This is a genomic window from Ruegeria sp. P8, assembly GCF_056534665.1.
Genome location: NZ_JBQERC010000003.1, coordinates 264,668 through 276,753 on the forward strand (window position 1 = coordinate 264,668; position 12,086 = coordinate 276,753).

A 12,086-nucleotide genomic window follows, 5' to 3' on the forward strand; every position below is an offset into this window, starting at 1 on the left:
CCTCAGGCAAGTGCGCGGGCTTCGTGTTCCAGCAGGATAAGGCGCGCGGCGCGTCCAAACCCCTGATGGCCGGAGGAGGGACGGTCGGGAAATATTGCGGCCAGTTCCTGGAGCGCGTCGGATGAAAGGGTATGTAGCGCCTCTTCCCCCAGAAACAGGCTTTCCGCCTGTGCCCCATCCGCCGAAAGGATTTCGTGCCGATCCAGCAGGATGTGCAGATACTCGACCGTCTCAACCGAGGTATCGAGCCCTATTCCGGGCCATCGGCACAGGTGCTTGGCGGCAACCAGTGCTTCGGTGGTTCCGAAAAGCAGCTCAACCCGGGGGCCCTTCACCAGAATACGGTGCTGCTGAGACACCAGCAGATCCCGCGAGGGTGTGTTGGGGCCCAGACTGCCTGCCGAGATGCGAACGGGCCACATTGAGGGTTCGTTTCGCAATCGGTCGGGTGGGATCGTGCTGCTTTCAATCCAGCGAACAGGCTGCAACCCGTGATCGGCTGTCGCCACCTTGTCCCCGACCTTCAGGGTCTCGATGGCGCGGGGGCCGTTTTCGGCCTCGATCAGGGTTCCGGCTACGAAACACACGCCTTCGATCCTGATGACCACCTCTACCGGGTCCGGAGAGCCGGTAAACGGAAGTGTAATCGGACCGGCTTGCGTTGTTCCCGAGACGCTGATGAAGAAGGAATCAAAGACAACTTCACCATTGTCGAGGCTGTCGAAATACGTCGGATCGACCGTATAGGTCCACTCTCCGGTATTTGGGTCGATCGTGGCTGTACCGTTGGCAGGGGGTGTCGCAATCGTCCAGGTTTGGGTCAGCGGTGTAAAGTTTCCGTTGTTCAGCGTGGGTTGCCCAATCGCCACATTGGGTGGGGACCCGGTCACGTCGCCGGTCAATTCACCAGTGATCGGAACTGAAACCAACTAGACCTCGCCTTGTTGCAACACCCGTTCAAATTCCTTCTTTCGGTACAGGCGCAAATGAACCTCGCCTGTTGCGTCCCGCGTCCATTCGACAATCCGGTTGCGTGTCATGTCGCTGTCCATTCGGTTGGTGCGCACGCGCGGATGCGGGATCTCTTGCTTGAGGATATCAACAATCTGGCTGGTCTGTCCAAACGGCGCGACAAGGTCGATGATCCAGAAGGAAGACCCGCTGGTAAAATCCTTGTCTGTCAGTGACGTTTCTTTCACCGCATAGCGATATTCGGCGTCGGGGCTGAGACCGGCAAAAGTGACGAACCCGCGGGGAAAGCCATTTTGCCTGAAGATCTGGTATTGGCCCAGACGGAACGGGGTTTCGAACGCATAAAGAACTTGCGCAAGGTTACGTTTCTGGTGCGTTTTTGTCAGACCTGCGAGATAGAACATCGCCCCCAGATCCGCATATTTCTCGGGTGGGAAATCGAACCAGTCTTTTGGAAAACTCTTGTTCAACGGAACTGCCGACAGTTTGATGCGTTATTAATTCTTTCGGGTAGTGTACTTGTTTCCGGCGATATGAATAGTGGAATTTCCCCGGATAACTGTGCCGGCGCAGCTGGTGTGCCCCACTTTACTCGCAGGGTGTCGTGGTTATGCTATCGGTATTGGTGCCATTGTTTCGGGATATCTGGATCATGCGTTTTCTCAAGCCATTCATCGCTGCCACACTTGTTATGACGCCTGCGGTGGCCGGGGCCGTTGGGTTCGGCCTGTCAGTCCGGCCGCAGTTCCGAACCGAGATCACGCCCTTGCCGGACGGGGTTTACGAAGTAAAGGCTGTCGGTTCATCCGCGCCGGTCAATTATTGGTGCGGGATCGGAGATTATGCCATTCGCACACTGGGCGTTCCGAACTCGCAGAGGATCTATATCTGGCGGGCGTATGAACCCGGCGTGCGAACGGTGCAGTTTTCCATGACTCCGCCGCCGGGGGCCGATACGAAACCCGGCTATTCGATCACGGTCAAGAAAGTCGGAGCAAACATGTCGGCGGTGTCGGCGCAGAACTATTGCTACGACAATTTCATCATGGACACGTTCTGATCGTCAGACCCATTTTGCCATCGGCGGCAGGCTCATCAGAACGGCATCCGGGTCATGCCCGGTTTCCAGACCGAATTTTGTGCCCCGGTCATAGACAAGGTTGTATTCTGCATAAAGGCCGCGATGCACCAGTTGGGTGGTCTTGTCCGCCTCTGAGAAGTTCTGAACGCGGCGTCTTTCGACCAAGGGCAGGAAGGCGGGCAGAAAAGCCCTGCCAATGTCCTGTGTCAGGGCAAAATCCGCCTGCCAGTCACCGGTGCAATAGTCGTCCATGAAGATCCCGCCGACGCCGCGCGCGCGTTTGCGGTGAGGGATATAGAAATACTCGTCAGCCCATTCCTTGAGGCGCGGGTAATGGGCGGGTCCGTGCGGGTCCAGATGCGCCTTTTGCGTGGCGTGGAAATGCGCGGTGTCCTCGTCATACTCGATGCAGGGGTTGAGGTCCGAGCCGCCACCGAACCACCAGGCATGGGGTGTCCAGAACATGCGTGTATTCATGTGGACCGCGGGGGCATGGGGGTTCTGCATATGGGCCACAAGGCTGATACCCGACGCCCAGAAGCGCGGGTCTTCGGTCATTCCGGGGATGCCTTTGCGCGCCGCCATCGCTTGTTGCGCACGTTCGCCCAGCGTGCCGTAGACAGTCGAGACATTGACACCGACCTTTTCAAACACACGCCCGCCGCGCATGACCGACATCAGCCCGCCGCCCGTGTCTGACCCATCGTCCGACTGGCGTTTGGTTTCCTTGACCTCGAACCGTCCGGGTGCGGCATCGGCAAACGGCCCGTCGGTGTGGCTGTCTTCAAGGGCTACGAACGCTGCAACGATGTCATCGCGCAATTGGCGAAACCAGGCGGAGGCGGTAGATTTTTCTGTTTCGAACATGGGTCTTAATGTGCAGGGGCTGCGACCGGGTCAAGCAAGGTACGGCCACCATCGATTGTCAGGATCTGTCCGGTGACGAAACCAGCTGCATCAGACGCAAGATATTGCGCGGTTTCCGTCAGTTCCGTGGCCGAGGCGATGCGGGCCAGGGGCGTGTGCTTTTCGATATCGACGCGGTAGTCGCGATTGTCCTTGAGGGTCGATTGCAGCGATGCGCTCATGACCGAACCCAGCGCAATCGAGTTAACGCGGATACGTTTCGGAGCCAGCGCAACCGCAAGGGACCGGGTCAGCTGATCCAGCGCTGCGGTCGAGACGGAATAGGCCATCAGATCGGGGTGGGTCCGCCGGGCCGCGATCGAGGACAGGTTGATGATCGTCCCCGCCGGGTTTTCGACATCGCCGTCGGCCTGTTTGATCATGCGCTTTGCAACCAGCTGGCTGAGCCGCAGGGCGGGCATCAGGTTCTGGTTCAGCAGGGTGCGCATCGAATCGTCATCCGGATCCAGCGGATCAGACGGGATCACCTGCCGTGCGCCGTTGACCAGAATATCCACCTGATCGAACGCATCCAGCGTCGCAGATAACAGGTTGGCTATGGTCAGCTTTTCCCGCAGATCGCCCGCAAAGTACCGGATATTGCTGCCTTCGGCCTGTTCTCCAAGCTCGTCGATCAGGCGTTTTTCATCTATGTCGGCAAACATGACATTTGCGCCCGCATCCGCGAAATGCCGCCCGATGGCCAGGCCGATGCCACTGGCCCCGCCCGTTACGATTGCTGTCTTGCCAGCGATGGAAAAGGACATCCGAATCCTCCTGAATTGGGGCGCAGGTTAACGGGCCTTAACGCCGAGGGCGAGAGGCCTGGAATACCTTGAACCGGTTGTCGCCGGCAATTTCACCGACCTGAGCGAAATGTTCGTTCAGTGTAGCTTCGTAAGGAAGGTGCCGGTTGGCGACCATCCAAAGGGTTCCGTTGCGTGTCAGATTGCGGGCGGCGGAGGTTATAAACCCTTGCCCCAAGGCGGGATCCGCGCTGCGAGACGTGTGGAATGGCGGGTTCATCACAACGGTGTCGATAGGTTCCGGGGCGGTCCAGGATACGGCATCGCTCCAGTGGAAATGCGCCTGGGATTGAGTGACATTAAGCCGCGAGCAGGTCAGGGCCGCATGGTCAGCTTCTACCAGATGCAGCGAGGTTATCCCGCAGCGCTTCAGGATTTCCGCAGACAGATACCCCCATCCCGCACCCAGATCGGCCACGCAGGGACCAAGCCGGTCAGGCAGAGTCTTCAGCAACAGGGCTGAGGCAGGATCAATCCCGTCCGCTGAAAACACACCCGGCGCTGTGTGGTATCCGTCAACCATCTGATGTTTCGGCGCGGCCCAGTCCGCAAAGGCCTGATCATCGGCCTGAAACCAGAAAATCTTGCCATGTGCTTTGGAAAGCGGTCCCTCGACCGGAACCCGCTTGCGCACATCCTTCAATATGCTGTCCACACCGTCCGTCTTGGCACCGTCGACGACAACCAGGCCGCTCGCCCGCGCACAGGCCTGATGAATGAGCGACCGGGCCAGTGCCTTGGCGCGGGGCAGAAAGACAATGGCGTCCTGACAGGGGCCATCTGCGTCGGGCACCGTTTCAAAACCCTGCGCGGCGAAATGGTCGTGAAATGGTTTGAAAGGCTGCACAACTTGTGCGCCGCCCGCCAGCGCAGACAGATCATGGTCGGGTGTGGGGCAAATCACGCTAAGAGGGGGGGACAGCGTCAGGCCGTTTTGCAAGGCAAGTTCCAGACGAGGGGACATGGGCAATTCCGGCTGAGAGAGGCGCGCGCGTCAGGCCAAAGGCCTTACTCTTCGCGTTCCATTGTGCATTGCAAAGGGTGCTGGTGCCTGCGGGCAAAATCCATCACCTGACCAACTTTGGTCTCGGCAATTTCGTGGCTGAAAACACCGACTACGGCCACGCCTTTCTTGTGAACGGTCAGCATGATCTCGAACGCCTGCGCATGGGTCATGCCGAAGAAGCGTTCAAGCACATGCACCACAAATTCCATCGGTGTATAATCGTCGTTCAGCAACAGGACCTTGTATAAAGGCGGACGCTTGGTTTTTGGGCGTGTCTGTACCAGGACGGACGCGTCACTGTCGTCGTCCGGCTTGTCAGACATCATCCAGATCATTTCAAGCATCGTGTGCAACTGTCCGATTCAGGCTTGGGGTTTATCTTGGCGCTTATATAACGTGTGCATGGCCAGTGAAAAGAGCAAGCGGACGTAAACGGGATGACGACCAAGCTGACGACAATCGGGTTTGATGCAGACGACACCCTTTGGCATAACGAACGGTTTTTTCAGATGACGCAGGCTCGTTTTGCTGAACTCTTGGCCGATCATGCCGATCGTGATCACCTGATGGACCGTCTTCTTGCGGCAGAAAAACGAAACATTCAGCGCTATGGGTACGGCATCAAAGGATTTGTTCTGTCGATGATCGAGACGGCGATCGAAGTTACCGAAAGCCGCGTTCCGGCCTGGGTCATCCGGCAGCTGATCGAAGCGGGGCAAGAGATGCTGGCCCATCCGATCGAGCTGTTGCCCCATGCCCGCGAGGCCGTCGAAGGTGTTGCCGATGCGTATCGGGTTATCCTGATCACCAAGGGCGACTTGATCGATCAGGAACGCAAACTGGCCCAGTCCGGGCTGGGTGATCTGTTCGATGGGGTGGAAATCGTTTCCGAAAAGACCCCCGAAACCTATCGGTTCGTGTTCGACCGTCATGGTGATGGCCCGACTGCCGCAATGATGATCGGCAATTCGATGCGGTCAGATGTCGTAGCCCCGATTCAGGCCGGGTGCTGGGGTGTCTACGTGCCCCACGGTCTGGTCTGGGAGGTGGAACATGCAGAAGCCCCGGTCGAAAGCACCCGATTCCGCGAGTTGAGAGATTTGGGTGATCTGGCCGATCTGTTGCGCGACCTGAAGTGATGTTGCCTTTTCGCCTCAGTTTCACATAAACCCTGCCGCAACCGGGCGCAGTTTTGCCTTTATCGCGCATCTGGTGGTTCTGACGGGGAAATTCGCAAGATATAGCCTCAGCCCAGACGCAAAACGAAACTGCGAAAACCTCAGCTTTCGGTTTATTTCATTGGGTCGCTGTGATAGCCTTGGGCACAATAAAATAAATTTTGCTGACCGGGAAAACCCGGCGGCGCGAGGCAGACAGAGGCAAAGATCGTGCAGATTCGGCGGACAGTTCCGGCCCGAATGGGCTTTTTCCTTATAGCGTTGCTATGTGTGCTGGCGTTTGCGCCGCTCAGGTCAATGGCGGCGCCTTATGCAGCTATGGTGATTGACGCCCGAACTGGCGAGGTGCTGCATTCCCGAAATGCGGATGCGCGGCTGCACCCGGCCTCGCTGACCAAGATGATGACGCTCTATATCGCGTTTGAGGCGGTGCGAAACGGCGAGATCACACTGGATACACCCGTTCGGATTACCCAGAAGGCAGCAGCCGAGCCCCCGTCGAAGCTGGGCCTGCGCGCGGGCCAGACGATTGCGTTCCGCTATCTGATCCGCGCCGCTGCGGTAAAATCGGCTAACGACGCCGCCACGGCGATCGGCATTGCCATCAGTGGCTCGGAAGCGGCCTTTGCCCGCCGTATGACCCGAACCGCCAAAGCGATGGGGATGAGCCGCACGACCTTCAAGAATGCGCATGGTCTGACCGAGGCAGGGCACCTGTCCAGCGCGCGCGACATGACCACGCTGGGACGGCATCTGCTGTATGATTACCCGCAGTATTATAACCTGTTCTCGCGTCAATCGACGGATGCCGGTATCAAGACTGTTCCCAACACCAACCGCCGCCTGCTGGCTGCCTACAAAGGCGCGGACGGGATCAAGACCGGATACACACGTGCGGCGGGGTTCAACCTGGTGGCGTCGGCCAAACGCAAGGATGAGCGTATCATCGCAACTGTCTTTGGCGGTAAATCCGGGGCGTCGCGGAATGCCAAAGTTGCGGAACTGCTGGATCTGGGGTTTCGCCGTGCCCCGTCTCGTGCACCTATCCGCAAACCTGAGCGCCCGGTCTATGCGGGCAATGTCGGGTTGGGGGGCGATACCCAGGTCGCAGCGCTGAGCGGAGCACCGAAATCCAGCCTGCGCCCGCTTGGGCGCCCGAGTGCCGGGACACAGGTTGCAAGTGCGGTTGCTGCATCGGCAGACCAGAACAGCGACCGTATCAGCAGCGGCATTGCCGCAGCGATTGCCGAAGCGGATGTTGCCCCAACCGCCCCGCCGGTTGAAACGTCGGACACCCGCCCGGCATTGCGCCCGGACAATCTGGTGCTGGCCTCGACCGAGCCCGCCAGCCCACCAGAGCCCGAGCAGGAAGTGATTACCCGCCTGTCCTCGTCCGGTGGGCATCTGTGGGGGGTCAATGTGGGCCGCTACACCACACGATATGAGGCCGAGAAGATCCTGCTGAAAACGGCGCTGTCGGAAATGACCACGCTGGATGGCAGTCTGCGCAAGGTCAGTCAGAGCTCGCGCGGATTTGATGCGACATTCCAGGGCATGACGCGGGAACAGGCCGATCTGGCGTGTCGTCGTCTGCAAGCCCGCAATGTCACCTGTTTCATGATCGGGCCATCATAAGGTCCGGCATAATCTCTCCTGTTGGGTCTGGGCTGCGGTAATCCGCGGCCCTTTTTTAATCGAAGACGTGACCGTGCTGATATTGCTCGTCCTGTCCCGCGGCGGCGGTCAGGGCGGCGACATTGTCCTTGGTGAAGAACCCGTCATACTTGTGACACCGTTCGATATATTCAGTGATCAGCAGCGTATTCTGCGAGTGTTTCGAGAAGATCTGTTTCAGGTTCGGGTCGTCTTTGCATTCGCCCACCACATGGGCCAGGAACGGCACGCCCTTGTCTTTAAGCGTGTTCACGACAAAGTCGACATTCTTTTCCCCGGCACCATGGTCGCCATCCTTGATCTCGACGGCCATGTGATGCAGGCGACGGCCAAAATTGCGCACAAAATCCTCGGTCGGCATCGGCAGCTTGGCGAATGAGTTGACGAAGGACGGCGTGTTGTTGGCGGTGAAAACCTTGGCCGGAGATTTCTTGTCATCGTCCACATTGGCGTTGCGGTTCACATTGGTGGACGAGTTCATGTCGAAGATGTTGTAAGCCCCCCAGAAATAGTAGGGCACCATGGTCAGGAATTCGAGGATCGCATCCTCGCGCTCACCCGCCAGCACGCGCGTCGCCAGATGATCGATGCCCAGCATCAAGGGCGCTATTTTGCTGTCCGATCCGAACGCGGCTGCCTGATCCAGCCGCGCTTGTTCCGCGTCGCTCAATAACACACGATCACCAAGGCCCAGGCTGTCTGTGTCGTTGAAATCAAGTGTCGAATACCCGACCCGGTTACAGGTGAAATCGGACGGGGTCGTAAAGCGGAAGCCGTCCAATGTGTAGAACGGGTTTTCTGTGTCTCCCGCATATTCGAAGCGGATATTCTGATCCTCAAGCGTCCCGGTCAGCGCCTTCAGATCACAGGCGCCGAAAATCTCGCCAACATACCGCGTTTGCGGCGTATTGCGGGCCAGCGGGTACATGCGATTGATGCGGGGGATGAAGTCTTCGAAACCGGGGCTGAGCGGGGCCATCACGATCAGCGCGGGATAATCGGGATGCGAATGCAGGACCGAAAATTTGTGGGTCTGCCCCAGATAGCTGGCTGTGTGGCGATAGGGTGTCATCACGTACAGTTCGACCAGCGTATCGAACAGCGCGTCGGTTTCGACCTGCATACAGATTGCGCGCATTGGCCCGACCTGCCCGGCGATGCCCGAGCTTGTCCGGCGCTCGTAGATTTTCGGCAGGTATTCCGCAAAGAAGTCCGAGTTCTTCTTGTCGCCCCGGGGTTGATAGGACATCAGATCAAAGGACATTCGACTACCTCCTTGCGCGACACCCCAACCGGGGCGAGCGATCGTTTGAAATTGTAGGTTTCAGAACATGTGCTTGCCCGTCATGCTAGGCGCTGAGACCTGTACGGGCAACAGTCGTGAAATTGGGTTGCCGACGTTAACGCATGATGGTCAGCGGGTGAATTTCGTCACATCGACGCCGCCCCCGATCAGGTTGTCGCGAACCGAGCGGGCGATTTGAACCGCGGTCGGGCCGTCGCCGTGCAGGCAGATTGTGTCGATGGACGTTTCCAGCCGCTTGCCGCTTTCGGTGATGATCGCACCTTCGCGGACCATGTTCAGGATGCGAGGTCCGGCGACGTCGGCGTCGTGGATGACGGCGCCGGGCAGGCTGCGATCAACCAGTGTTCCGTCGTCGTTATATGCACGGTCGGCGAAAATCTCGCCCACCCAATTGCACCCGAGTTCACGCACGGCCTCTTCCTGTTTTGTCGCGGCCAGCACCATGACGATGATATCGGGATCAACATCCAGTGCACCCTGATAACAGGCGTGCGCCATATTGATATCGGCTGAACACATATTGGCCAGCGCCCCGTGCAGTTTCAGGTGCCGTACCTTGGTACCAACCGCCGTGGCCATGCCGATTGCGGCCCCCAACTGATACCGGACCAGATTGCACAGGTTGTCATGGGGCAGCTTCATGTTCCGCCGGCCAAACCCCTGCAGATCTGGAAAGCCGGGATGCGCGCCGATGCCTACGTCGTTTTCGGCCGCCAGTTTCATCGTTGATGCCATCACATCCGGATCACCGGCATGAAACCCACAGGCGATGTTGGCCGAGGTGATGATTTTCAACAGGCTTTCGTCATCGCCCATTTTCCAGGGACCAAAGCTTTCCCCCATATCGGCATTCAGATCGACGCTTGGCATTGGCACATCTCCTTAGTCGGTGGCAGAGATCACTCCGCCGATCAATTGGTAGGACAACAGGTCCGGTATGTCATGGGGATCACGCACCAGTGCCTCGACTTTTGAGGGCAGGCGCGCAAGGTCTGACAGGAACGCTTTGTGCATTTCTTCAGCCTGTTCCATGCTGACAAATTCGAACCGGATGTCGCCGCCTGCGGGTGTCTGTGCCGCGCGGGACATATCGCATGGCAGAACGGTCGCGATACGAGGGTACCCGCCCGTGGTCTGACATTCCGGCAACAGGATGAACGGATCGCCAGTGCCGGTCATCTGGATATCGCCGGGGGTGATCACCTCGGACAGGATATTCAGCTGGCCCGAGGCGGCAAAGCCGTCACCGTCGCTGTCCACCTGCATGCCCATCCGGTTGGCGCGTGCGCCGCGCCGGAAATTGGTTTGGGCAAACCGTTCAAGCGTCGCGCCGTCAAACAAAGATGTCTGAAAACTGGCAACCACATGCAGCACCCCGCCCGAAAACCGCTCGACAGCAGCCAGTTTCATCCCGCTGTTGCCTGCATCCGGTCCACAGGTCAGCCTGTCACCCTGCTGTAACGCCCGGCCAATCCGCGCTGTCAGATGGGTGGAGCGGGACCCCAGAAAAACCTCGGCATCAATACCGCCGCCCAGATGCAGATAGCCGTAGTTTCCAGCCAGCGTCGCCCCGATGACCAGCCTTTGCCCGGCGCTCAGTTGGTGCGAGGCGTTCCAGGCGACAGGGCTGCCATCAATGCTGGCCTGCATTCGTGCGCCAGTCAGGGCGATGCGTGTGTTATGCGTCGCCTCGAACTCGCCCCCCATCCCGGCCATCTCCAGCGCCGCAAGGTTTGGGCTTTGATCCAGCAACGCCGCCCCTTCGTGCAAGGCCAGAATATCCGCGGCCCCTGATCGGGACAGCCCCTGATCCAGAAAACCTGTGCGCCCCTGATCCTGAATGGTGCAGGCCGGGCCAATCCGGTGGACGATCAGGCTCATGGCGCAATCTCCTCACAGGTTGCGCCGCCTGTGCCGTCCTCGTTGTTGGCTCTGATGTGTTCCAGAACGTCGCGGGAAACGGGCTCGAACAACAGTTCATCGCCAGGTCTAAGGGTAAAGGCCTCGACCCTTTCGGGACGGAAACACCGAAAGGCGGTCTGCCCGATATGCCGCCACCCGGTTGGTGTCGGCCCGGAAAACAGAACAAATTGCGAGATCGCCAGAACCAAAGCCCCTTCCGGCACCATGGGGGTCAGGCTTTGCAGCCGGGGAATGTTGAACTCGGGCCCCAGAGGTCCAAGGTAAGGCTGCCCCGGAGCGAAGCCGATGGTCAGAACCCGCACGCGGGACTGTCCAAGCCGACGTATTGCTTCTTCCGGCGACAGGCCGGCAGCAGCGGCGGCATCGTCAAGCTGGGGGGCAAGGTCGGTCCCGTAAACTGTCGGAACGCGCCACAACCTGCGACCTGCGGGCAGGGGTGTAGTGTACCAGTCTTTCTGGTCAACCAGATCCCGAAGCTTTTGCAGCATTTTCTGATGAGAGATGCGCTGCGTGTCGAACCGAACAAAGGCCGAGCCCAGGGAGGCTGACGACTCGGTCACCTCATCCCAGTGCAGACGATCCACTTCTGCCCGAAACGCCAGCGCTGCCCGGTTCGCGGTGTCGGTCATCTTGTCTGCAAAGGTCACCAGCGCGCCATCAAATCCGACGGTTCTGACCAAAGGAAACTGAACATTGCGCGCCATTGCTGATCTGCTTTCGGATCGAAGAGTGAATTGGTGGAACCTGACCGCATCTTTAGGGGATGCGCAAGACAGGGCGTTCAATAGCCGACATTGTGCCTGATGCGTCCACATCCCGGCAGGGAGCGACCCGCAGTACAAGGCGTCCGACGGGGGTGAGAGGATTTTGACCGGATTCTGGCCGCAAATCCGACTCGTTTTCCCGTTTCGAGTCGCCCTGACTTGTATCTTGAAATTGCGGAGACTCTATATCTTGTGTCGGCCCCTTTTGTTTTTGGGGGCTTGCCGGTCAGATCATGCCTAATAGCACCCGGACGGAAGGGTGGCGGGCAATTGTGATTGAGTATAAGTTATTGAAATAAAATAATAAACAAAGAAAACTCAAAAAAAAGATCAATATCGTCATTTTCCGCTTGCGGGTAGGGATTCTAATCCGTAAATACCCCTTCACCGGCGCAACAGAGGTTGGCCTGACGGACTGGAAAGACGGTTGAGACGCTCAGGAGAGACTGGGGGCATCTGAGGTTGAGTTT

13 protein-coding genes are annotated in these 12,086 nt (G+C 58.5%); 3 read left to right on the plus strand and 10 right to left on the minus strand.

Features of this window, described 5'->3' with window-relative positions:
• Window positions 1–2: 2 nt before the first annotated feature.
• Complete coding sequence (locus tag ACR0BZ_RS07660) at window positions 3–890, minus strand: Hint domain-containing protein (RefSeq protein WP_480919899.1); 888 nt, start codon at window positions 888–890, stop codon at window positions 3–5.
• A gap of 39 nt (window positions 891–929) precedes the next feature.
• Window positions 930–1,442 (minus strand): toxin-activating lysine-acyltransferase, encoded by a 513-nt coding sequence (locus tag ACR0BZ_RS07665; protein ID WP_480919900.1) that lies wholly within the window; start codon window positions 1,440–1,442, stop codon window positions 930–932.
• 140 nt (window positions 1,443–1,582) lie between these two features.
• Here ACR0BZ_RS07665 and ACR0BZ_RS07670 point away from each other — a divergent pair, with 140 nt between their 5' ends.
• Window positions 1,583–2,032: a hypothetical protein gene (locus ACR0BZ_RS07670; protein WP_480483337.1), complete on the plus strand. Its 450-nt coding sequence runs from the start codon at window positions 1,583–1,585 to the stop codon at window positions 2,030–2,032.
• 3 nt (window positions 2,033–2,035) lie between these two features.
• Here ACR0BZ_RS07670 and hemF read toward each other — a convergent pair whose 3' ends face one another.
• The 4 genes from hemF to clpS are packed head-to-tail and all read right to left on the minus strand — an operon-like array spanning window position 2,036 to window position 5,115.
• Window positions 2,036–2,920, minus strand: a complete 885-nt coding sequence (gene hemF, locus ACR0BZ_RS07675) for an oxygen-dependent coproporphyrinogen oxidase (protein ID WP_480919901.1) — start codon at window positions 2,918–2,920, stop codon at window positions 2,036–2,038.
• Between the two features lie 5 nt (window positions 2,921–2,925).
• Window positions 2,926–3,726, minus strand: coding sequence for an SDR family NAD(P)-dependent oxidoreductase (locus ACR0BZ_RS07680; protein ID WP_480910124.1), 801 nt, complete (start codon window positions 3,724–3,726; stop codon window positions 2,926–2,928).
• A gap of 37 nt (window positions 3,727–3,763) precedes the next feature.
• A complete protein-coding gene (locus ACR0BZ_RS07685) occupies window positions 3,764–4,729 on the minus strand; it encodes a class I SAM-dependent methyltransferase (RefSeq protein ID WP_480483343.1) in 966 nt (321 codons plus the stop codon).
• Window positions 4,730–4,773: 44 nt separating this feature from the next.
• Window positions 4,774–5,115 (minus strand): ATP-dependent Clp protease adapter ClpS, encoded by a 342-nt coding sequence (clpS, locus tag ACR0BZ_RS07690; protein ID WP_209598551.1) that lies wholly within the window; start codon window positions 5,113–5,115, stop codon window positions 4,774–4,776.
• Window positions 5,116–5,208: 93 nt separating this feature from the next.
• Here clpS and ACR0BZ_RS07695 point away from each other — a divergent pair, with 93 nt between their 5' ends.
• Both ACR0BZ_RS07695 and ACR0BZ_RS07700 read left to right on the plus strand, forming a co-directional pair.
• The gene (locus ACR0BZ_RS07695; RefSeq protein ID WP_480538886.1) at window positions 5,209–5,910 is read left to right on the plus strand and encodes an HAD family hydrolase; all 702 of its coding nucleotides are present in this window, start codon (window positions 5,209–5,211) and stop codon (window positions 5,908–5,910) included.
• Window positions 5,911–6,189: 279 nt separating this feature from the next.
• A complete protein-coding gene (locus ACR0BZ_RS07700) occupies window positions 6,190–7,584 on the plus strand; it encodes a D-alanyl-D-alanine carboxypeptidase family protein (protein ID WP_480919907.1) in 1,395 nt (464 codons plus the stop codon).
• Between the two features lie 55 nt (window positions 7,585–7,639).
• Here the strand turns inward: ACR0BZ_RS07700 and ACR0BZ_RS07705 are convergent, their stop codons facing one another.
• The 4 genes from ACR0BZ_RS07705 to ACR0BZ_RS07720 form a co-directional block, all read right to left on the minus strand.
• Window positions 7,640–8,887: a hypothetical protein gene (locus tag ACR0BZ_RS07705; protein ID WP_480919902.1), complete on the minus strand. Its 1,248-nt coding sequence runs from the start codon at window positions 8,885–8,887 to the stop codon at window positions 7,640–7,642.
• 150 nt (window positions 8,888–9,037) lie between these two features.
• Window positions 9,038–9,799 carry a LamB/YcsF family protein gene (locus ACR0BZ_RS07710; protein WP_480919903.1) on the minus strand — a complete coding sequence of 254 codons (762 nt, stop codon included), beginning with the start codon at window positions 9,797–9,799 and terminating at the stop codon, window positions 9,038–9,040.
• A gap of 12 nt (window positions 9,800–9,811) precedes the next feature.
• Window positions 9,812–10,810 (minus strand): 5-oxoprolinase subunit C family protein, encoded by a 999-nt coding sequence (locus ACR0BZ_RS07715; RefSeq protein ID WP_480773259.1) that lies wholly within the window; start codon window positions 10,808–10,810, stop codon window positions 9,812–9,814.
• On the minus strand, window positions 10,807–11,556 hold the full coding sequence (locus tag ACR0BZ_RS07720) for a 5-oxoprolinase subunit B family protein (protein WP_480919904.1): 750 nt from the start codon (window positions 11,554–11,556) through the stop codon (window positions 10,807–10,809). The genes ACR0BZ_RS07715 and ACR0BZ_RS07720 overlap by 4 nt, the downstream gene beginning before the upstream one ends.
• Between the last annotated feature and the right edge of the window lie 530 nt (window positions 11,557–12,086).